This is a genomic window from Aureimonas sp. Leaf324, from assembly GCF_001423245.1.
Taxonomy (GTDB): Bacteria; Pseudomonadota; Alphaproteobacteria; order Rhizobiales; family Rhizobiaceae; genus Aureimonas.
The window spans coordinates 366,149-385,460 of record NZ_LMOH01000012.1 but is presented as its reverse complement, the minus strand read 5'-3'; the positions used below and the strand labels follow the sequence as shown (position 1 = coordinate 385,460).

19 protein-coding genes and 1 pseudogene are annotated in these 19,312 nt (G+C 69.1%); 13 read left to right on the top strand and 7 right to left on the bottom strand.

The window, feature by feature from the left end:
• Positions 1-61 precede the first annotated feature (61 nt).
• The 3 genes from ASF65_RS09405 to ASF65_RS09395 are packed head-to-tail and all read left to right on the top strand — an operon-like array spanning position 62 to position 3,788.
• On the top strand, positions 62-565 hold the full coding sequence (locus tag ASF65_RS09405; RefSeq protein ID WP_082505358.1) for a 2Fe-2S iron-sulfur cluster-binding protein: 504 nt from the start codon (positions 62-64) through the stop codon (positions 563-565).
• The gene (locus ASF65_RS09400; protein WP_055888244.1) at positions 562-1,545 is read left to right on the top strand and encodes a xanthine dehydrogenase family protein subunit M; all 984 of its coding nucleotides are present in this window, start codon (positions 562-564) and stop codon (positions 1,543-1,545) included. Before ASF65_RS09405 ends, ASF65_RS09400 begins: the two co-directional genes overlap by 4 nt.
• On the top strand, positions 1,545-3,788 hold the full coding sequence (locus ASF65_RS09395) for a xanthine dehydrogenase family protein molybdopterin-binding subunit (RefSeq protein ID WP_055888241.1): 2,244 nt from the start codon (positions 1,545-1,547) through the stop codon (positions 3,786-3,788). The genes ASF65_RS09400 and ASF65_RS09395 overlap by 1 nt, the downstream gene beginning before the upstream one ends.
• Before the next feature lie 56 nt (positions 3,789-3,844).
• Here ASF65_RS09395 and ASF65_RS09390 read toward each other — a convergent pair whose 3' ends face one another.
• Positions 3,845-4,804, bottom strand: coding sequence for a sugar kinase (locus ASF65_RS09390; protein ID WP_055888239.1), 960 nt, complete (start codon positions 4,802-4,804; stop codon positions 3,845-3,847).
• A complete protein-coding gene (locus ASF65_RS09385) occupies positions 4,804-5,736 on the bottom strand; it encodes a ribokinase (RefSeq protein WP_348271175.1) in 933 nt (310 codons plus the stop codon). Before ASF65_RS09385 ends, ASF65_RS09390 begins: the two co-directional genes overlap by 1 nt.
• 104 nt (positions 5,737-5,840) lie before the next feature.
• Here ASF65_RS09385 and ASF65_RS09380 point away from each other — a divergent pair, with 104 nt between their 5' ends.
• From ASF65_RS09380 to ASF65_RS09360, 5 genes are all read left to right on the top strand, one after another.
• Positions 5,841-6,242 (top strand): LysR family transcriptional regulator, encoded by a 402-nt coding sequence (locus ASF65_RS09380; RefSeq protein ID WP_055888237.1) that lies wholly within the window; start codon positions 5,841-5,843, stop codon positions 6,240-6,242.
• Between the two features lie 68 nt (positions 6,243-6,310).
• On the top strand, positions 6,311-7,066 hold the full coding sequence (gene modA / locus ASF65_RS09375) for a molybdate ABC transporter substrate-binding protein (RefSeq protein ID WP_055888235.1): 756 nt from the start codon (positions 6,311-6,313) through the stop codon (positions 7,064-7,066).
• A 6-nt stretch (positions 7,067-7,072) separates the two neighbouring features.
• A complete protein-coding gene (gene modB / locus ASF65_RS09370; RefSeq protein ID WP_055888233.1) occupies positions 7,073-7,753 on the top strand; it encodes a molybdate ABC transporter permease subunit in 681 nt (226 codons plus the stop codon).
• Positions 7,750-8,850, top strand: a complete 1,101-nt coding sequence (gene modC / locus ASF65_RS09365) for a molybdenum ABC transporter ATP-binding protein (RefSeq protein ID WP_055888231.1) — start codon at positions 7,750-7,752, stop codon at positions 8,848-8,850. The genes modB and modC overlap by 4 nt, the downstream gene beginning before the upstream one ends.
• A gap of 25 nt (positions 8,851-8,875) precedes the next feature.
• Positions 8,876-9,082, top strand: coding sequence for a molybdopterin-binding protein (locus ASF65_RS09360; protein ID WP_055888229.1), 207 nt, complete (start codon positions 8,876-8,878; stop codon positions 9,080-9,082).
• Positions 9,083-9,127: 45 nt separating this feature from the next.
• On the opposite strand, the gene ASF65_RS09355 is transcribed toward ASF65_RS09360, so the two are convergent.
• Both ASF65_RS09355 and ASF65_RS09350 read right to left on the bottom strand, forming a co-directional pair.
• Positions 9,128-12,271, bottom strand: coding sequence for an efflux RND transporter permease subunit (locus ASF65_RS09355; RefSeq protein ID WP_055888227.1), 3,144 nt, complete (start codon positions 12,269-12,271; stop codon positions 9,128-9,130).
• Entirely contained in the window at positions 12,268-13,509 is a 1,242-nt protein-coding gene (locus ASF65_RS09350; protein ID WP_156369234.1) for an efflux RND transporter periplasmic adaptor subunit, read from the bottom strand. The genes ASF65_RS09355 and ASF65_RS09350 overlap by 4 nt, the downstream gene beginning before the upstream one ends.
• Before the next feature lie 87 nt (positions 13,510-13,596).
• Here ASF65_RS09350 and ASF65_RS09345 point away from each other — a divergent pair, with 87 nt between their 5' ends.
• On the top strand, positions 13,597-14,232 hold the full coding sequence (locus ASF65_RS09345) for a TetR family transcriptional regulator (RefSeq protein WP_162239475.1): 636 nt from the start codon (positions 13,597-13,599) through the stop codon (positions 14,230-14,232).
• Between the two features lie 3 nt (positions 14,233-14,235).
• On the opposite strand, the gene ASF65_RS09340 is transcribed toward ASF65_RS09345, so the two are convergent.
• Positions 14,236-14,475 carry a hypothetical protein gene (locus ASF65_RS09340; protein ID WP_055888223.1) on the bottom strand — a complete coding sequence of 80 codons (240 nt, stop codon included), beginning with the start codon at positions 14,473-14,475 and terminating at the stop codon, positions 14,236-14,238.
• Between the two features lie 205 nt (positions 14,476-14,680).
• Here ASF65_RS09340 and ASF65_RS09335 point away from each other — a divergent pair, with 205 nt between their 5' ends.
• Together ASF65_RS09335 and ASF65_RS09330 are read left to right on the top strand one after the other, a co-directional pair.
• Positions 14,681-15,085: a helix-turn-helix domain-containing protein gene (locus ASF65_RS09335; RefSeq protein ID WP_055888221.1), complete on the top strand. Its 405-nt coding sequence runs from the start codon at positions 14,681-14,683 to the stop codon at positions 15,083-15,085.
• A gap of 19 nt (positions 15,086-15,104) precedes the next feature.
• Positions 15,105-15,488: pseudogene (locus ASF65_RS09330) on the top strand (DUF6456 domain-containing protein); the annotation flags it as partial.
• Between the two features lie 61 nt (positions 15,489-15,549).
• On the opposite strand, the gene ASF65_RS09325 reads toward ASF65_RS09330, so the two are convergent.
• Positions 15,550-15,972 carry a SufE family protein gene (locus ASF65_RS09325; RefSeq protein WP_055888217.1) on the bottom strand — a complete coding sequence of 141 codons (423 nt, stop codon included), beginning with the start codon at positions 15,970-15,972 and terminating at the stop codon, positions 15,550-15,552.
• Positions 15,973-16,047: 75 nt separating this feature from the next.
• Positions 16,048-16,452, bottom strand: coding sequence for a DUF5330 domain-containing protein (locus ASF65_RS09320; protein WP_055888215.1), 405 nt, complete (start codon positions 16,450-16,452; stop codon positions 16,048-16,050).
• A 404-nt stretch (positions 16,453-16,856) separates the two neighbouring features.
• Between ASF65_RS09320 and ASF65_RS09315 the strand changes: the two genes are divergently transcribed.
• Positions 16,857-18,557: a HAMP domain-containing sensor histidine kinase gene (locus ASF65_RS09315; protein WP_055888213.1), complete on the top strand. Its 1,701-nt coding sequence runs from the start codon at positions 16,857-16,859 to the stop codon at positions 18,555-18,557.
• Positions 18,499-19,308, top strand: a complete 810-nt coding sequence (locus tag ASF65_RS09310) for a peptidoglycan-binding protein (protein WP_055888211.1) — start codon at positions 18,499-18,501, stop codon at positions 19,306-19,308. The genes ASF65_RS09315 and ASF65_RS09310 overlap by 59 nt, the downstream gene beginning before the upstream one ends.
• Positions 19,309-19,312 lie beyond the last annotated feature (4 nt).

Genomic DNA, 19,312 nt, shown 5'->3' with positions numbered 1-19,312 from the left:
CGCATCCAAGCCGCTCCAACTGCGTTCCCAACTTGGAAACGTTACAGAGAGCGGTACCCCCATGCGATTGAAGGTCAACGGATCGGAGCACGATCTCGACGTGGACATTCGCACGTCGCTGCTCGATGCGCTGCGCGATCACCTCGCGCTGACGGGCTCCAAGAAGGGCTGCGACCACGGGCAGTGCGGCGCCTGCACGGTGCTGATCAACGGGCGCCGGGTGAACTCGTGCCTGTCGCTCGCGATCATGCACGAAGGCGACGAGATCACCACGATCGAGGGCCTCGGCGCGCCGGGCCACCTGCATCCGATGCAGGAGAGCTTTCTCCACCACGACGGCTACCAGTGCGGCTACTGCACGCCGGGCCAGATCGTCTCAGCGGTGGGGATGCTGGGCGAGGCGAAGGACAACTGGCCGAGCCATGCGTCCGAGACGCTGGACGGCAAGGTGGACCTGACCGACGCCGAGATCTCGGAGCGCATGAGCGGCAATCTCTGCCGCTGCTCGGCCTATCCCAACATCGTCGACGCGATCCGCGACGCTCACGGAAAGGGCGCGGCATGAAGACGTTCGATTACCAGCGTGCGTCGAGCACGCAGGAAGCTGCCGCCATCGCGGCCGATGCCGCGACGAAGTTCATCGCCGGCGGCACCAACCTTCTCGACCTGATGAAATTGCAGGTCGAGACCCCGAGCCGGCTCGTCGACATCACGCGACTGCCGCTCAAAAGCATCGATGCGGACGGTGAAGGCGTCCGCATCGGCGCCCTCGTCTCGAACAGCGAACTCGCCGCCGACGAGCGCATTCGCCGCGACTACGAGGTCCTGTCGCGCTCGCTCCTGTCGGGCGCCTCCGGCCAGCTGCGCAACAAGGCGACCACGGGCGGCAATCTCCTGCAGCGCACGCGCTGCGGCTATTTCTACGAGACCAGCGCCCGCTGCAACAAGCGCGAGCCGGGCTCCGGCTGCGACGGCCGCGACGGCTTCAACCGCATCCTCGCGATCCTCGGCACCTCCGATCATTGCATCGCGACGCACCCCTCCGACATGGCGGTGGCGATGCGCCTCCTCGATGCCGAGGTGCTGACGATCAAGGCGGATGGTTCGGATCGCACGATCCCGATCGCCGAACTGCACCGCCTGCCCGGCAAGACGCCGGAGATCGAGACCTCGCTCGAGCCCGGCGAGCTCATCACCGGCATCCGGCTGCCGAAGCCGCTGGCGGGACGCCATCTCTACCGCAAGGTGCGCGACCGGGCGTCCTACGCCTTCGCCCTGTTCTCGGTCGCCGCCGTGGTGCGGATGGAAGAGGGGCGGATGGCCGACGTCCGGCTCGCCTTCGGCGGGATCGGCACGGTGCCGTGGCGCTCCAAGGGCGTGGAAGAGGTGCTGATCGGCGAGGCGCCCGGCGAGGTGGTCTTCGCGCGGGCGGCCGACCTCCTCCTGAAGGATGCCAAGGGCTACGGCGACAACGACTTCAAGATCGACCTGGTGCGCCGGACGCTTCCTGCCGTCCTCGCCGACGCCACGCGCGGAGACGCCTGATGGACACGACCCACAGCTACAAGATGGACGAGCCGATCGGCGAGACGCGTCTCGATCACGCCGTTCAGAACGTTCTCGGCAAGGGCGTCGACCGGTTCGAGGGGCCGCTCAAGGTGTCGGGCCGCGCGCCCTACGCCTACGAGAATCTGCCCGGCGAGAAAGTGGCCTTCGGCTACATCGTGCTGTCCACCATCGGGGCGGGCAAGGTGAAGTCGATCGACACGATGCGGGCGCGCTCGACGGCGGGCGTGCTCACGGTGATCGTCGACAAGCGGAGCCCGCGGGCGGCGGCCGATCCGAACGATCCCGCGCCCAAGCCCGCCGCCGGCGAGGTGACGCATTACGGCCAGCCGCTCTGCCTCGTCGTGGCCGAGAGCTTCGAGGTCGCGCGCGACGCGGCCAAGCTGGTCGATGTCGAGTACGAGAAGGACGAGGGCCGTTTCGATCCGGTCGCCCTGCAGGGCGAGAGCCATGTGCCCCCGCCGGGCGCGATGCCGTCGGTGACGGAGAAGGGCGACTTCCAGAAGGCGTTCAGCCAGGCCGACGTTACCCTCGACGCGACCTACACGACGCCGAGCCAGAGCCATTCGGCGATGGAGCCGCACGCGGCGGTGGCGCACTGGGACGGCGACAAGCTGAAGCTCTACGGCTGCTACCAGCTCGTCTCCACCAATGTCGGCCAGCTCGCCAAGGCGCTCGGCATCTCCAAGTCCAAGGTCGAGATCGTTGCGCCCTATATCGGCGGCGGCTTCGGCGGCAAGCTCGGCATCGGGCCGGAGTCGGTGTTCGCCGCGATGGCGGCGCAGGAGATCGGTCGTCCAGTCAAGATCGCGCTGACCCGTCAGCAGGTGTTCCAGGCGACGTCGCGCCGCTCCGACACGATCCAGCGCGTGCGTCTCGGCACGACCAAGGACGGCGTGATCACCGCGATCGGCCACGAGACGATCACCAGCAACACGCCGGGCGACGAGTTCTTCGAGCCGGCGGGTATCTCGACCGTCTTCCTCTACGGCGGCGAGAACCGGCTGATCGCCCACAAGAAGACCGACGTGAACATCCTCCTGTCCTCGTCGATGCGGGCGCCCGGCGAAGCGGTCGGCATGCTCGCGCTCGAGAACGCGATGGACGAGATGGCCGAGAAGCTCGGCCTCGACCCGATCGAGTTCCGCGAGCGAAACGAGCCGGAGGTCGATCCGCAGGACGGACTGCCGTTCTCCTCGCGCAAGCTGGTCGAGTGCATGGAGGAGGGCGCCCGGCGGTTCGGCTGGGACAAGCGCAACAAGCAGCCGGGCACGCGCCGCGAAGGCGAATGGTTGATCGGCATCGGCATGTCCTCGGCCTCGCGCAAGAACATGATCCAGCAGTCGTCGGCGCGCGTCACGCTCTCGCCGCAAGGCGAGGCGCTGGTCGAGACCAACATGACCGACATCGGCACCGGCACCTACACGATCCTCCAGCAGATCGCAGCCGAGGTGCTGGGACTGCCGCTGGAGAAGGTGTCGGTTCGGCTTGGGCATTCCAACGACCCGGACGCGCCGGGATCGGGCGGGTCCTGGGGCGCCAACTCGTCGGGCTCGTCGGTCTTCGTCGCCTGCGAGGGCATCGTCGAGGCGATCGCCAAGAAGCTGAAGGTGAAGCCGGACGAGGTGACGCTCAAGGACGGCACGGCAATTGCCGGAAACCGCCAGACGAGCTTTGCCGACATTTTGGCCGGCGAGCCGATCGTTGTGACGGGCACGTTCAAGCCGGGCAAGACCTCGGAGAACACCCATCAGGCGAGCTACGGCGCGCATTTCTGCGAGGTTGCGGTCAATGCCTATACCGGCGAGACGCGCGTGCGGCGGCTTCTGACCGTCGCGGCGGCTGGCCGGATCCTCAACGAGAAGACCGCGCGCTCGCAGTGCTACGGCGGGCAGATCTTCGGCATCGGCACGGCGCTGACCGAGGAGCTGGTCGTCGACAAGCGCACCGGCTTGATGGTCAACCACGACCTTGCCGAATACCACGTGCCGGTGAATGCCGACGTGCCGCAGCTCGAGGTGGTGCTCATGGAAGAGCGCGACCACGCGGCCAGCCCGCTGGCCGGCAAGGGCATCGGCGAGCTCGCGATCTGCGGCGTCGGCGCGGCGGTCACCAACGCGATCTACAACGCCTGCGGCGTGCGGGTTCGCGATTATCCGATGACGCTCGACAAGGTGCTGCGTGGCATGCCGCGCCAGAGCGTGGCGCAGGCGGCGGAGTGACGCCTCGCCTTTGAGATGCGCGGGCGCGGTGGCTTCGGCCTCCGCGCCCTTTTCGTTCAGGGTAGGGGGCCGTCCGGCCAGACCGTCGCCTCGCGGCCGACGATCGCGCCGTATTCGCCGATCACGGCCGACGCCATGCGGTGGCCGGCTTCGGCCGCCCGGTCGAGCGAGCCGCCCTTCAGCACCACGGCCATCGCCGCGCCGTTGAAACTGTCGCCGGCCGACGTGGTGTCGACGATGCGCTCGGCTTTGCGACCGGTGATCTCGCGCACATTGCCCGGCTCGGCGACGACGGCCGGTTCGCCGCCGGACTTCACGATCGCCGCCGAGGCGCCGAAGCCGAGAAGCCGTTCCGCCGCCGCGTGGGCGTCGCGGTCGCCGTAGAGCGCCTGCTCGTCGTCGAGACCGGGCATCGTCAGCGTCGACACGCCGTGCGCCGCCGCGATCGTCTCGCGCGCGGCATCGACGCTTTCCCAGAGACGCGGCCGGTAGTTGCCGTCGAAGCCGACGATGCGGCCGGCCTGCTTCATCCGCTCGCCGAGCGCCAGCAGGCGCTCGCGGCCTTCCGGCGGCAGGATCGCCAGCGAAATGCCGGTGAAGTAGAGCGCGTCGAACGAAGCGAGTTCGTCGGCCAGTGCGTCTTGGCGCCCGTCGGTGAAGAGGCGGCGCGCCGCGGCGGTGGAGCGCCAATAGGCGAAGGACCGCTCGCCGTGCGCATCGCGGCTGATCGCGTAGAGGCCCGTGGTCTCGCCGGTCGCGGAATGGACGTGGTTCGTCCGCACCCCTTCGGCTTCGATGAAGGCGGGGATCTCGCGGCCGAATGGGTCGTCGCCGAGGCGCGTGACGTAGTGGACGTCGACCGCCGGATCGCTGCCGAGCGCACGACGGCAGTAGACGGCGGCGTTCAGCGTGTCGCCGCCGACCGTGCGGTGCATGGTGCCGGGGGCTTCGCCGGGCTTCTCGTAGAGCTCGATCATGCACTCGCCGAGGAAGGCGACGCGGAGCGGGGCGGCCATCAGCGGACCTCGGCCAGGAACTGGTCGATGCGCGCGGCCGAGGGCATCGCGCTGCGGGCGCCGAACGACAGGCAGGCGAGCGAGGCTGCGGCAACGGCGCGGCGGATCGCGTGGGGCATGTCAAGCCCGCCGTCGAGGCCGGTCGCCAACACGCCGCACAGCGTGTCGCCGGCGCCGGTCGTATCCACCGGCTCGATCCGGGGTGCCGCGAACGTCTCGACCGCGCCCTCGCGCGAGACGAGGAGCGCACCGGCGCCGCCGAGCGTCGCCAGCACCGAAAGCTCCGTGGCCGCAGCGACGGCGCGGGCGGTCGCCTCCGGTTCGCCCGGCACGAGGCCGAGAATGCTGGCGGCTTCGTCGAGCTCGTGCTCGTTGACGATCAGGAGGTCGGTGGACCGCAGCAGCGCCTTCAGCCGCTCGGCCCCGACGCCCTGCGGCACGGGTGCCAGGTTGAGCATGACACGTGCGCCGGCCTCGCGCCCGGCCTTGGCGGCGGCGACGGTCTCGTCGAACGGCAGTTCCATCTGAAGAACCAGCACCCCGGAACCGGCTTCCCAGGACCCCGCGAGCTGTCCGGCCGTCACCGCCCGGTTCGCGCCGCTGGCGACTGTGATCGCGTTTTCGCCGTCGCTGGCGACGGAGATGAAGGCGCAGCCGGTCGGCTCGTCGAGGCGCGCGAGTGCCGAGACGTCGATCCCCTCCCGCGCGAGGATGTCCGCCTCGCCGTCGCCGAACGCATCGCGCCCGACGGCGCCGACGAAACGCACCCGGCCGCCCGCGCGCGCGGCGGCGACCGCCTGGTTGGCGCCCTTGCCGCCGGACAGCTGCTGATAGTCCGGCGCCAGCACGGTCTCGCCGGGCTTCGCGATCGCCGCGACCTTGCAGACCAGATCGACATTCACCGACCCGAACACGACGATCATGGCGGCCATCCTCCCGTTTCCTCGAAACGCTCCGTAGCGAAGGAGAGGGAGGCGAACAAGCGCCGATCCGGCCGCGCGCTGGACAAGCGGGCCGGGGTTGCCGACAACGGGGCATGAGCGCATTCAGCCACCCGTCCGACCTCGACCGCGTGCCGCGCCTGCGGCTGGTGTTCGGGGAGCGGCGGATCGTCGGGCCGGGGCGGGCCGACCTCCTCGAAGGGATCGCCGCGACCGGCTCGATCGCGGGGGCAGGCCGGCGCATGGGCATGAGCTACAAGCGCGCCTGGACGCTGGTGGAGGAGCTGAACGCCACCTTCGACGCGCCGCTGGTCGCCATGAGCCGGGGCGGCAGCGGCCACGGCGGCGCGGCGCTGACCGAACTCGGCGCGGAAGTGCTGGAGCGCTATCGCCGGATGCAGGCGCTGAGCGACGCCGCCATCGCGCAGCACCTCGAAGCGCTGGCACGCCGGCTCGGGCCGGTCACGGACGAGGCCGATATGGCCGAGCGGAAATAACGCTTGCCGCCAAGGCCGTCGCACGTCTAGCCTTCCGATATGTCTCTCCGGCCATATCGGTGTCGTCGATGATTCGCAGCCTCGTCCATGTCCTGTCGCTGACCGCGGTCGGGATCGCGCTTCTGCCGGCCGGCGCCCATGCCGCCTCGACGCAGGTCGCGGTCGCGGCCAATTTCACCGACGCCGCCAAAGAGATCGCCGACGCCTTCAAGGCGAAGACCGGCGACGAGGCGGTGCTGTCCTTCGGCTCGACCGGGCAGTTCTACACGCAGATCACGCAAGGTGCGCCCTTCGAGGTGTTCCTCGCGGCCGACGCGGTGCGTCCGAAGAAGGCGGTAGACGAGGGCTACGGCGTGCCCGGCAGCGTCTTCACCTACGCGATCGGCCAGCTCGTTCTCTATTCCGCCGAGGCCGGCAAGGTGACGGGCGAGGAGACGCTGAAGTCCGGCGCCTTCACCAAGATCGCGATCGCCAACCCGGAGGCCGCTCCCTACGGTGCCGCCGCGATCGAGGCAATGAAGGAGCTCGGCGTCTACGACGCGCTCCAGCCGAAGATCGTGCAGGGCACGTCGATCGCGCAGGCCTACCAGTTCGTCGAGACCGGCAATGCCGAACTCGGCTTCGTAGCGCTGGGGCAGGTCGTCAACGCCAAGGGCGGCTCGCGCTGGGATGTGCCGCAATCGCTCTACACGCCGATCCGTCAGGACGTCGTGCTGCTGAGAACCGGCGAGGCGAATGAGGCGGCCAAGGGGTTCGTCGAGTTCCTGCGCTCGCCGGAGGCGATCGAGATCATCCGCAAATACGGCTACCGGACCGGCGAATAGCGGGCGATGGACTGGAGCGAGCTCTGGTCGCCGATCCGGCTGACGCTGGAACTGGCGACCCTGACGACGATGCTTCTCCTCGTGATCGGCACGCCGATCGCGTGGTGGCTGTCGCGCTCGCGCGCCTGGTGGAAGGAGGCGGTGGCGGCCGTGGTCGCGCTGCCGCTGGTGCTGCCGCCGACCGTTCTCGGCTTCTATCTTCTGATCGCGCTGGGGCCGAGCGGGCTCGGCGGGTGGTTCGGGCCGTTCTTCGGCCTGCGCACCTTCGCCTTCTCGTTTTCGGGACTGGTGCTCGGCTCGGTCGTCTACTCCATGCCCTTTGTGGTGCAGCCGATCCGCAACGCCTTCGAGGCGGCGGGCGAGCGGCCGTGGGAGGTCGCAGCCACCCTGCGCGCCTCGCCATGGGACCGGTTCTGGAGCGTCGCCGTGCCGCTGGCGCGGCCGGGCTTCCTGACCGGGGCGGTGCTCGGCTTCTCGCACACGGTCGGCGAGTTCGGCGTGATCCTGATGATCGGCGGCAACATTCCCGGCACGACCAAGGTCCTGTCGGTGGCGATCTACGACTATGTCGAGACGCTGCAGTGGCAGAAGGCGCACGTGCTGGCGCTGGGGATGCTGGTCTTCTCCTTCCTCGTCATCTTCTCCGTCTCGCTGCTGGAGCGGCGGCGGGTCGAGGCGCGCCGATGATCGAGGCGCAGTTTCGCGGGACGCTCGGCGGCTTCGCGCTCGATGCCGCGTTCCGGGCGCCGATGCGCGGGGTGACGGCGCTGTTCGGGCCGTCCGGCTGCGGCAAGACCACGGTGCTTCGCTGCATCGCCGGGCTCCAGACACTCGACGGCCGCCTTTCGGTCGGCGAGGCCGTCTGGCAGGACGAGCGGCAGTTTCTCGCGCCGCATCGGCGGCCGATCGGCTACGTCTTCCAGGAGGCGAGCCTCTTTGCCCACCGTTCGGTGCGCGGCAACCTTCTCTATGGCTACGATCGGGCGATGCGGGGTCGCTCCGAGACCCCCGCCATCGGCTTCGAGGAGGTCTGCGACCTTCTCGGGCTGGATCGGTTGATCGACCGCGCGCCGCGCCACCTGTCGGGCGGCGAGCGGCAGCGCGTCTCGCTCGGCCGGGCGCTCCTGTCGCAGCCGCGCCTTCTCCTGATGGACGAGCCGCTGTCGGCGCTCGACGCGATGGCGAAGGCGGAAATCCTGCCCTACTTCGAGCGCCTGCACGCGCGGCTGAACCTGCCGATCCTCCTCGTCACGCACGACATCACGGAGGTCGAGCGGCTCGCCGATCGGCTGGTGCTGATGCGGGCGGGCCGCGTGGAGGCCGAGGGGCCGCTGAACGATCTCCTGACCGATCCGGCCCTGCCGTTCGCGCGCACCCGGGGAACGGCGGCGGTCCTCTCCGCGCGGGTCGCTGGGCGCGAGGCGGGCGACGGCCTCGTGCGGCTGGATCTCGACGGGCAGACGGTGCTCGTCGCCGCCGCGCCGGTCGAGCAGGGATCGCTTGTGCGGCTTCGCATCGCCGCGTCCGACGTCAGCCTCGCGCTCGACCCGCCCTCGCGCTCGACGATCCTCAATGTCCTGCGCGCGCGCATCCAAACGATCACGGAGGCGGGAGAGGCGGAAGCCGTGGTCACGCTGGCGCTCGGGGCGGGGGAGGGGCAGCGCTTGTTCGCGCGCATCACCCGCCGCTCCCTGGCCGCGCTCGAACTTGCGCCCGGCATGGACCTCTTCGCCCAGGTGAAGGGTGCCTCGCTCTCCGCGTCGCCCGGCGCGGTGGAACCCTGACGGAACCCGAGGAGAACCAAAACCCATGCGCATTTCCGCCCGCAACAGCCTCAAGGGCTGCATCGTCTCGATCGAGAAGGGCGCGACCACCGCCCATGTCCGCATCGATGTCGGCGGCGCGATCGTCACCTCGGCGATAACCAACGCCGCGGTCGAGGAAATGGGGCTGGAGGAAGGGCGGGAGGCCTACGCCGTCGTAAAGGCTTCGGACGTCATGATCGGCGTCGACTGACAAACTAAAAAGGGGCGCCTCGCGGCGCCCCTTTCGTTTTCTCCATCAATGGGCCGGCTTGGCATCCGGCGGCGGCAGCGCCGCAGCGTCCTTTTTCTTCGGCTTCTTGTCGCGTGCCAGCAGCTTGTAGAACAGCGGCACGAAGAAGATCGCGACGAAGGTGGCCATCAGCATGCCCCCGATGACGCCGGTGCCGATCGAATGGCGGCTCGCGGAGCTCGCGCCGGTCGCGATCGCCAGCGGCACGACGCCGAGGATGAAGGCGAGCGACGTCATCACGATCGGGCGGAAGCGAAGTTTGGCGCCTTCGAGGGCCGCATCGAACGCCGAGAGACCTTCCTCGCGTTTCAGGACCGCGAATTCCACGATCAGGATCGCGTTTTTCGCGGCCAAGCCCACAAGTGTGACGAGGCCGATCTGGAAGTAGGTGTCGATCTCCAGCCCGCGCAGCCAGATCGCCAGCAGCGCGCCGAACATGGCGAAGGGCACGGCGAGGATCACCGCGATCGGCAGCGACCAGCGCTCGTACTGCGCCGACAGGATCAGGAACACCATGACCATGCCGAAGCCGATCGCGATGGCGCCCGTGCCACCGGCCTGGATCTCCTGATAGGCCGAGCCCGTCCAGGCGATCTCGTAGCCCTCGGGCAGGACCTCGGCCGCAGCCTCCTGCATCGCCTGCAGCGACTGGCCGGAGGAGAAGCCGGGAGCCGGGCCGCCCGAGACCTTGGCCGCGTTGAAGGCGTTGAAGCGCTCGATCAGGTCGGGGCCGACGATGCGCTTGGTGATGAGCAGCGAATCCAGCGGCACCATCGAACCGTTCGACGCCTGCACGTAGACGAAGCGCAGGTCCTCCGGCTTTTCGCGGAAGTCCGACTCCGACTGGAGCGAAACGCGGTAGTTGCGCCCGAGGAGGGTGAAGTCGTTGACGTAGAGCGAACCGAAGGTCGACTGCATCGTCTCGAAGATCGAGGAGATGGGCACGCCCAAGGCCTTCGCCTTCTCGCGATCGACGTCGATCTGGTACTGGGGCACGTTGGCCTCGAACGTGGTGCGAACGCCCGCAAGTTCCGGCCGCTTCGAGGCGGCGGCGACGAGCGCCTGCGTCGCCTCGATCAGCGCCTGACTGCCCTTGCCGGTGCGATCCTGCACGAAGAGGTCGAAGCCGCCCGTCGTCGACAGGCCCTGGATCGGCGGCGGCGAGAAGGCGAGCACCATGCCGTCCTGGATGCCCGCGTTCATGCCGATGAAGGTGCCCGGCAGGTTGCGCGCGTCCATCGACGGATCGGTGCGCTCCGACCAGTCCTTCAGCGTGACGAAGGCCGCACCCGCGCTCGACTTCTGCGAGCCGGACAGAAGGTCGAAGCCGGCGAAGGCGACGACATCCTGCACCGCCGGGTGCTGGCGGATATTGGCCGAGACCTGGTTCATCACGTCGGTGGAGCGCGACAGGGACGCGGCCGGCGGCAGCATGGCGACGGCGAGGTTCGTACCCTGGTCCTCGTCCGGCACCAGCGAGGAGGGGATGGTCTGGAAGAAGTAGACCGTACCGCCGATCAGCGCGCAGAACAGGACGAGCGACAGGACGGCGCGGCGCATGACGAAGGCGACGCCGTGGCCGTAGGCGTTCGTCAGCTTGTCGAACATCCGGTTGAACCAGCGGAACGGCGCCATCGGCTCCTTGTGTTCCTCGCGCAGGATCAGGCCGCAGAGCGCGGGCGTCAGCGTGAGGGCGACGATGCCGGAGATCGTGACCGAGGTCGCGATGGTCACCGCGAACTGGCGGTACATCGTGCCGGTGAGGCCGCCGAGGAAGGCGACGGGAATGAACACGGCGCACAGCACGAGCACGATCGCGATGACCGGCGAGGTCACTTCGCCCATCGCCTTGGCGGTGGCTTCCTTCGGCGGCAGGTGCTCGTCGCGCATGATGCGCTCGACGTTTTCGAGCACCACGATCGCGTCGTCGACCACGATGCCGATCGCGAGCACGAGTCCGAACAGCGTCAGGAGGTTGATCGAGAAGCCGAGCGCCAAAAGCACGCCGAACGTGCCAATGATCGACACCGGCACCGCGATCATCGGGATCAGCGTCGCGCGGAAGCTCTGGAGGAAGAGGTAGACCACCACCAGCACGAGCACCATCGCTTCGATGAAAGTGTGGATCACCGATTCGATCGAGGCGTTGATGAACTTCGTCGTATCGTACGGGATGGCGTAGGTGACGCCGTCCGGGAAGGACTTCGACAACTCCTCCATGCGCGCGTTGACGGCCGCCAGCACGTTCAGCGCGTTGGCGCCGGGCTGGAGGTAGAGGCCGATCGGGATCGTCTCGGAGCCGTTGTAGGTCGCGTTGAAAGCGTAGTCCTGCGCGCCGAGCTCGACGCGCGCGATGTCCTTCAGGAGCAGCGAGGCGCCGTTGGCGTCGGAGCGGATGATGATGTTCTCGAAGGCCTGCGCGTCCGGAAGACGGCCCGCGGTCGTCACCGAATAGGTGAAGGCGAGCGGCGTGTTCGAGGGCTGCGCGCCGAACTGGCCAGCGGCGAACTGGGCGTTCTGCTCGCGGATGGCGTTGGCGACGTCGCCCGGCGTCAGCTGATACTGCGCGAGCTGGTCCGGCCGCAGCCAGATGCGCATGGAGTAGTTGCGCTGGCCGAAGAGCTGGGCGTTGCCGACGCCCGGCACGCGCTTCAGCTCGTCGAGGACGTAGAGCAGCGCGTAGTTCGACACGTAGGTCGCGTCGTAGCGCGGGTCGGACGAGGACATGGTCGCGACCGCGAGGATCGACGAGGACTGCTTCGTCACCGTCACGCCGAGGCGCTGCACTTCGGACGGGAGCGAGGAAATCGCCTGCTGCACGCGGTTGTTGACGTTGATCGTCGCCTGGTCCGGATCGGTGCCCGACTGGAAGGTGACGTTGATCGTCGAGGTGCCCGCCGAGGAATTCGACGAGTTCATGTAGATCATGTCCTCGACGCCGTTCACGACCTGCTCGATCGGGGCGGCGACGGTCTGTGCGACGGTCTCGGCGGAGGCGCCGGGATAGGTCGCCGAGATCTGGACCTGCGGCGGCACGAGTTCGGGATACTGCTCGATCGGCAGCGCGCGCATGCCGGCAAGGCCCGCCAGCACGATGATGATCGAGATGACGGCCGCAAAGACCGGACGGTCGACGAAGAAGCGGTTCACTGGGCGGCTCCGGCCTGGGCCGTGCCCTGCGCGCCGCCGTTGGCGGCGGCCTGCTGCGGGGCGGCTGCGGCAGCAGGGGCCGCGTTCGCACCGGCGGCGGGCTGCGCGCCCGAGGCGTCCGGCTGGGCGCCGGTCGGGTTCACCGGCGAACCCGGCCGAACCTTGATGACGCCGACCGTGACGACCTTGTCGCCGTCCTTCAGGCCGTCGGCGATGAGGAGCCGGCCTTCGAGCTCACGCCCCACGGTGACGGGCCGGACCGCCGCGACGTTCTTGTCGTCGAGCGTGTAGACGAAGGTGCCCTGCGGGCCCTGCATCAAGGCCTCGGTCGGGATCGTCACGGCATTGGGGACGACGATGCCCTCGATCTCGACGCGCACGAACTGCCCCGGCAGGAGCTGGCTTTCCGGGTTGGGAAGAACCGCGCGCGACAGGATGGTGCCGGTCGATTCGTCGATGCTCGACGAGGTGAAGTCGATCGTGCCCTTCAGGGGATAGTTCGTGCCGTTGCCGAAGCGCACGGTGACGCGCAGCGTGTCGAGCGAGCCCTCAGCCTTGCCGGTCTCGATCATGTTGCGGATCGAGAAGGCTTCCGAGTCGGCGGCCGAGAAGTTGACGTAGGCGGGGTCGAGCTGGGTGATGCGGGTGAGGAGGGCGCCCGAGGTGAGGAGCGAACCCTCCGGCACCTGCTCGAGGCTGGTGATGCCGCTGGCGGGCGCCTCGACCGATGCGTAGTCGAGGTTGAGCGTCGCGGTCTGGAGCTGGGCTTCGGCGGCGGCGACCTGCGCGTCGGCGAGAAGGCGCTGCGCGGTCGCGTCGTCGAGCGTCGCCGTGGAGGTGGCGCCCGAGCGCACGAGCGATTGCGTGCGTTCCTGCGTGCGCTGAGCATTGGCCTGCGTCGCCTGCGCCTGCTGAAGCTGGGCTTCCGCGAGCGCGACCTGCGCCTCGAACGGGCGGCGGTCGATCTCGAACAGGAGGTCGCCTTCCTTGACGCGCGAGCCCTCGTTGAAGGCGCGCCGCAGCAGGATCCCGCCGACCTGCGCCCGCACCTCGACCTCCCGCGAAGCGCTGACACGCGCGGGGTACTCGAACGTCACGGGAACGTCCTCCGGCTTGATCATCGTCACCGTCACGGCGGGCGGCGGGGGGGCCGCGCCGCCGCCGGGGGCCTGCGCCCATGCAGGCGCGGCAAGGGTCAGGATCGCAACCGCCGAAAGGAGGAGGGAGGTACGGAACATCGGGAACTCCGGGGGGCCGGACCGCATAATCCAGCTTGAATGGCCGCTTACATACATTCATATATGCATGTATTCAAGGAGGCAGGCGTGCGTCGAACAAAGGCAGAGGCTCTCGAAACGCGCAGCGTCATTCTCGATGCGGCGGAGCAGGTGTTCTTCGAGCGGGGTGTCAGTCAGACCAGCCTCACTCAGATAGCGTCCCATGCCGGACTGACGAGAGGCGCCATCTACTGGCACTTTTCCGGCAAGGGCGACCTGTTCATGGCTATGCACGAGCGCGCCTACCTGCCACAGCGCATGTTCCTGGAAAGCCAGAAGCTTCTGGACGACGAGCGGCCGCTGCAGGCGCTGGAGCGCACCATGCGCGAGAGCATGCGCCGGTTCGCCAAGGACGAGCGGGCCAAGCGCGTCTATTCGATCCTCGTCCTGCGGTGCGAGTACGTGGGGGAGATGGAAAGCGTGATGTGCGCGCACCGCGAGGGGGAGGACCACATGCAGGACGTGATCCACGCGGTGTTCACGAAAGCGCGAGCCATCGGGGAACTGCATGCCGACATCGATCCCCGCACGGCGTCGAACGTCTGCGTCGGCGCGATGACGGGCATCCTGACGGAATGGCTCCGGCGGAACGAGAGCTTCGACCTCGTGGAAGCCGCCGATATGACGCTCGGGGCCTTGTTCGCCGGTTTTCGGGCGGTGGAGCGGGGCGCCAGGGCGGCCTGAGCGTCAGGAATACCGGCCGGCCTGCACGAGCGCGATCAGGCGGCGCACCGCAATCGATCGGGCGTGAGTGTCGCGGGTCTCGTTCTGGTTGCGTTGCGCAGGGCTGTCGATCCGTTCGTCAGTCGGGTTCTCGCCGCCGGGCAGCGTCGGCGCCACAAGCCGCTCGAAGCCTTCCGCGAATCGATCGAGCGCCTCGCGAAGGCGGTCCTCGAATTGCGTGACGGCGGGATCGGATCTGAGCATGGATGGGCTTTCGCTGTGAAGGCATCCAGCCTGCCGTGACCGCCTGAACTAAGGACAGAATTCCTGTTCGCGTCTGTGGATTGTGGGGATAGCCCGCTGCCACAGCCCGTCCACTTGCAAATGTTCGACGTCCGATGGAAAGAAAATATTCCTACATGCGTTCCGCGCTTGTTAGCCTTGGCTTCCCGAGCAACGGAGCGTCTTCATGTCCCAATGTTTCAACCCGTCGTCCGCTGCGGCCTTCCCGTCCGCCGTCACCGGTGCCGATCCCGGCGGGCGCGGGCGGCTGCAGTGCCGCGTCGCCGTCGACATCGTCTCGACCTTCCTCGGGGTGCCGGCCGCCGACATCCTGTCGGAGCGTCGCGCGCAGGCGCCGGTCGCGCGGGCGCGCCACGTCGCGATGTACCTGTCGCATGTCGCGTTCCAGCTCTCGCTGAACGCGGTCGCGGCCGGCTTCGGGCGAGACCGGACGAGCGTCTCCTACGCCGTCGCGCGGATCGAGGACGAGCGCGACGACCGCGGCTTCGATGCCATGCTCAGCCGCATGGAAGCGCTGGCCCAGTCCTGCCGCCGGCTCGCGGTGCCGGGGGCGGGCGAGGGGGACTTCTGATCCGATGGGCGTCCAGGACGAGTCGCCGCTCGCCCGTCTGGCGAGCCGCAAGGGCGCCGACGGTCAGCCGTTCCTCGCCGCGCACGAGGTGGCGGCGGGGGAGCGGCTGAGAGCCGATTTCACTCGCGGCGGCCTGATGCCGAGCGTCACACAGCGCTGGGACGCGACGCCCCGGTCGAGCGGCGGCGGTGCAGGACCCGCCGATTTGTCCGACGCCGCGCTCGATTGCCGACGGCGCGTCGAGAGGGCGGTCGCCGCCGTCGGGCCGGAACTGTCCGGCGTCCTCCTCGACGTCTGCTGCTTCCTGAAAGGCACGGAGCGCGTCGAGGCGGAGCGGCAATGGCCGGCCCGTTCGGCAAAGCTCATGCTCAAGACGGGACTCGCGGCCCTCGCGCGCCATTACGGCTACGTGCACGAGGGGGCGAGCGGCCGGCGCGCAATCCGCTCCTGGCGTGGAGCTTAACTCAGGCGGCTTCCATCGCCGCCTTCGCATCGGCCTGGATACGGCGGACCATCGAGCGCAACCCGTTGGAGCGCTGCGGGGTCAGGTGATCCTGCAGGCCGATCCGGGCAAACAGGGCTTCCGCGTCGAGCGTCAGGATCTCGGGCGCGGTGCGGCCCGAATAGAGCGACAGGGCGACGGCGACGAGCCCCTTCACGATGTGGGCGTCCGACTGCCCCGCGAAGCGGATGCGGGGCGGCGAGCCTTCGTCGGCCCGGCTGGTCAGCCAGACCTGGCTGACGCAGCCCGGCACCTTGGTGCGCTCGTTCATGTCGGCCTCGTCCATCGGCGGCAGCTCGCGGCCGAGCTCGATGAGGAAGCGGTAGCGGTCTTCCCAGTCGTCGAGAAGCTCGAAGTCGGAGACGATCTCGTCGATGTCGCGCATGATGTCCTCGTTGGCGGACCGTCGCTGCGATCCGCCGCCTGATATAGGCAATGCCGTGCGGCTTGTCAGGCGAGGTCAGCCGGCGGGGGCGACGTAGGGCCGCGGCGGCGGCGCGGCCGGCACGCGGGGCGCATGCGCGGCCGGGTGCTCGGCGGGCTCGATGCGGGCGGAGGCCGGCTCGACCGGCGCCGGGCCGGGTGCGACGGAGGGTGCGGCGGTGGCCCCGGTTGCCAGCCCGTAGACGAAGGTCAGCCCTTCGACGATCCGCGCACCGGCAAATTGAAGAGCGTCGCGCCCGCTTTCGCAGGCACTCGGCGCCCGCTCGCAAAAGCCGCCGAGATCGGTCGCCGCCTGCTGCACCGCATAGACGAGCGCCCCCGCCGACAGACCGGCCGGAACGCCGTCCGCATCGTCCCGCGCCGGGGCGAGGAAGAACAGGGCGAGACCGATCAGGAACGCGAGCTTGATGAGGAGGCGCATGTCGGGCCCTGCGATGGTCCTGCGAGGTGGTCGGCCGGGGACGGTCGACGGCGGCGGGTGCGGTCGGCGCTGCGCGAAACCATCACGCAAGCGTTCTTCCCTTAGCTCAAATTCGAGACGAATGCGCCCCGGCCGGCATCCCGATGCTGTGTCGGAACGGAAGCGGAGTGAGATAACCCATTGACTGGATTGATGGATCGATCGATCACCTTTCGTTCAGCATGATTCGCAATCGGAGCTCGGGTGCCCGGTTTATCGGCGGGTGCGGCGGGCCTGCCACGGGTCGCCCGCGCTCGGCTTATGGCTTCCTTAAAAGGTTAAGGGCCAAGCTCGGTCCATGATGAATGACGGTTCGCAGGGCCCATGACGGGCCCGTTGATCGGACCGCCGCTTGTGGATGAGTGATGACGCAGTCGCGAAACAGCCGGGACACCGGACGATCGGCCGACGTCGGAAGCGGTCTGGCCGCAGGCCTGGACCGGATGGCGGAGATGGTCGGCGCAACCGGCGGCGCGTCGCCGCTTCCGCGCGACGTACGGCGCCTGGCGGCGGGCATGATCGCCTCCGGGCTCGGGATCGCCGTCCTGTCTCCGCTGGTCCTCGTCGCGACGAGCGGGACGCTGGTCCTGCCGGTTCTTCTCGGCGTCGCGGTGGTTCTCCTGGCGCTCGCGGCCGCGCTCGTCGCGCGCCGCGACCTCGATCTCGTGCTCGCCGGTCTCCATTTCGCGGGCTCGGTCCTCGTTGGCCTCGCGGCGATCGCGCTCGACAGCCTCTGGCCGCTGGCGCTGATCGCGGTCGGCCCGGTCGAGGCCTGGGCCGCCGGTGCCCGCCTGCGGGCCCGGCTGATGATGCCCGCCATGCTTGCGGCCTTCGGGCTCACCGGCTTCCTGTCGATGCACGGGATGGGACCGGCCGGACAGGGGTTCGCCGGCTACACCGTCGCCCTGCCGCTCTGCGCCTCTTACGCGACCTTCGTGCTCTGCCGCCTCGTGTTCGGCCGGCGGGCCGCGTCGGCGGAGGAGGGCGATGCCGATCTCCTCGCCGTGGTCGAGGTAGACGCGGCAGCCGACAGCTTCGTGTCCCAGTTGCACCTTCTCGACCGCATCGCCTATCTGCGCGCGCTCGACGACCTGCGGGCCGGCAGCGACGCCCGTGTGCTGAGCGTGCGCCTGCGTGTCTCCAGGGAGACCTTCCGCACCGCGATGCTTCGGCTGGAGCCGGTGCGCGAGGGGGCGGGCGATCTCGTGGCCGTGCGGATCCGCGAGCCGGGTGCCTCGCGCGCCCTGCCGGCCGCCCCGTCCGTGGACGGACGACAGGCCGCCTTCATCGCGACCATATCGCATGAGCTTCGGACGCCACTCAACGCCATCGTCGGGTTTGCCGACATGCTCGACCAGGAGCTCTGCGGTCGCTTCTCCGATCCGCGGCAGAAGGAATATGTCGGCCTGATCCGCCGCTCGAGCGAGCACCTCGTCGGTGTCGTGAACGGGCTTCTCGACGTGTCGAAGATCGAGGCCGGGCGATACGAGCTGCAGCTTCAGGACTTCCACCCATCCGACGTCGTCGAGGCGGCGGCCGAGATGGTCCGGGGCGACGCCGACCGCAAGGGGCTTCGGCTCGTGGTGCGCGCGCCGGCCAGCGGAGAGAGCGTCACCGCCGACGGGCATGCCTGCCGCCAGATCCTCGTCAATCTCCTTTGCAACGCGGTGAAGTTCACCGATCGCGGGACCGTGTGCCTGACGGCGGCGCAGGACCCGGACTTCCTGACCTTCACGGTCAGCGACACCGGCATCGGCATCGCCGAGGCCGACATCGCCCGCCTCGCCCAGCCTTTCGTGCAGTTGTCGCAAGGGCCCGCGCGGCGCTATCAGGGAACCGGGCTCGGCCTGTCCCTCGTCAAGGGGCTGGCCGAACTCCACCATGGCAGCCTGCACATCCGCAGCCAGCCCGATCGCGGCACCACCGTGACCGTCAAGATTCCGACCGACTGCGCCGACCGGATCCAGGCCGACCGAACCCATTCCGAAAATATCGTAGCGTTGACCGATGCCCGCAAGAAAACCAGTTCCTTCCGTCAAGACGCGCAAGCCCGCCGCTCGGCGTAAGCCGTCCGGCGGTCTCGCCGGAACGCTCGCGCTCGGTGCGCTGCGCGCGTCGCTGCGCGGACTGGCGACGGGCGCGCGCATCGTGGCGGCGCGCCCGGCGCTGTTCGGCGGCATCGCCGTGTTCTCGATTTCGGCCGGGCTCGTGGCGGACAACGCCCTCAATCGGCAGGCCGGCCCGCACCGCCACCCGATGCTGGTGACGCGCGACACCGCGCCCGCGACGGCGGCTCAGCCGGCAGTCCGGACGGCCGGCAGGGCGACACCCGCGCCGCTCGGCAACGATCCCAGGATCGTCGCCTTCCCGCTGGTGCGCGAGGTGCAGACGCTTCTGGCCGAGCAAGGCTACTACAAGGCGGAAGTCGACGGGCGGGCCGGACAGGCGACCGACACGGCGATCCGCGCCTTCCAGGCGGAGCGGGGCCTGCGCGTCGACGGCATGGCGACGCCGCTGCTCCTGACGCAGATCCGCGCGGCCGCGCATGTCGAAGAAATCGACCCGACGCAGGTCGCGAGCCTAGAATCCGCCGGGATCGCGTCGGACGCCTCGGCGGGCGGGGGCAGCGACCTCGTGCGCCAGATCCAGGCGGGCCTTGCCGATGCGAAGGTGGCGGACCTGAAGCCGGACGGCATCCTCGGCGAACGGACCAAGGCGGCCATCCGCACGTTCCAGGCCCTCGAGAGCCTCGACGTGACCGGCGAGCCGTCGCAGGAGGTTCTGGACCGTCTGCGCTCCCTGTCGGCTGCGAACTGACACG

Excerpts from the sequence above, each read along its gene's own strand:
- ASF65_RS09405 (WP_082505358.1), top strand. The coding sequence starts at position 62 with ATGCGATTGAAGGTCAACGGATCGGAGCACGATCTCGACGTGGACATT.
- ASF65_RS09400 (WP_055888244.1), top strand. The coding sequence starts at position 562 with ATGAAGACGTTCGATTACCAGCGTGCGTCGAGCACGCAGGAAGCTGCC.
- ASF65_RS09395 (WP_055888241.1), top strand. The coding sequence starts at position 1,545 with ATGGACACGACCCACAGCTACAAGATGGACGAGCCGATCGGCGAGACG.
- ASF65_RS09390 (WP_055888239.1), bottom strand. The coding sequence starts at position 4,804 with ATGGCCGCCCCGCTCCGCGTCGCCTTCCTCGGCGAGTGCATGATCGAG.
- ASF65_RS09385 (WP_348271175.1), bottom strand. The coding sequence starts at position 5,736 with ATGGCCGCCATGATCGTCGTGTTCGGGTCGGTGAATGTCGATCTGGTC.
- ASF65_RS09380 (WP_055888237.1), top strand. The coding sequence starts at position 5,841 with ATGAGCGCATTCAGCCACCCGTCCGACCTCGACCGCGTGCCGCGCCTG.
- modA (WP_055888235.1), top strand. The coding sequence starts at position 6,311 with ATGATTCGCAGCCTCGTCCATGTCCTGTCGCTGACCGCGGTCGGGATC.
- modB (WP_055888233.1), top strand. The coding sequence starts at position 7,073 with ATGGACTGGAGCGAGCTCTGGTCGCCGATCCGGCTGACGCTGGAACTG.
- modC (WP_055888231.1), top strand. The coding sequence starts at position 7,750 with ATGATCGAGGCGCAGTTTCGCGGGACGCTCGGCGGCTTCGCGCTCGAT.
- ASF65_RS09360 (WP_055888229.1), top strand. The coding sequence starts at position 8,876 with ATGCGCATTTCCGCCCGCAACAGCCTCAAGGGCTGCATCGTCTCGATC.
- ASF65_RS09350 (WP_156369234.1), bottom strand. The coding sequence starts at position 13,509 with ATGTTCCGTACCTCCCTCCTCCTTTCGGCGGTTGCGATCCTGACCCTT.
- ASF65_RS09340 (WP_055888223.1), bottom strand. The coding sequence starts at position 14,475 with ATGCTCAGATCCGATCCCGCCGTCACGCAATTCGAGGACCGCCTTCGC.
- ASF65_RS09335 (WP_055888221.1), top strand. The coding sequence starts at position 14,681 with ATGTCCCAATGTTTCAACCCGTCGTCCGCTGCGGCCTTCCCGTCCGCC.
- ASF65_RS09325 (WP_055888217.1), bottom strand. The coding sequence starts at position 15,972 with ATGCGCGACATCGACGAGATCGTCTCCGACTTCGAGCTTCTCGACGAC.
- ASF65_RS09320 (WP_055888215.1), bottom strand. The coding sequence starts at position 16,452 with ATGCGCCTCCTCATCAAGCTCGCGTTCCTGATCGGTCTCGCCCTGTTC.
- ASF65_RS09315 (WP_055888213.1), top strand. The coding sequence starts at position 16,857 with ATGACGCAGTCGCGAAACAGCCGGGACACCGGACGATCGGCCGACGTC.
- ASF65_RS09310 (WP_055888211.1), top strand. The coding sequence starts at position 18,499 with ATGCCCGCAAGAAAACCAGTTCCTTCCGTCAAGACGCGCAAGCCCGCC.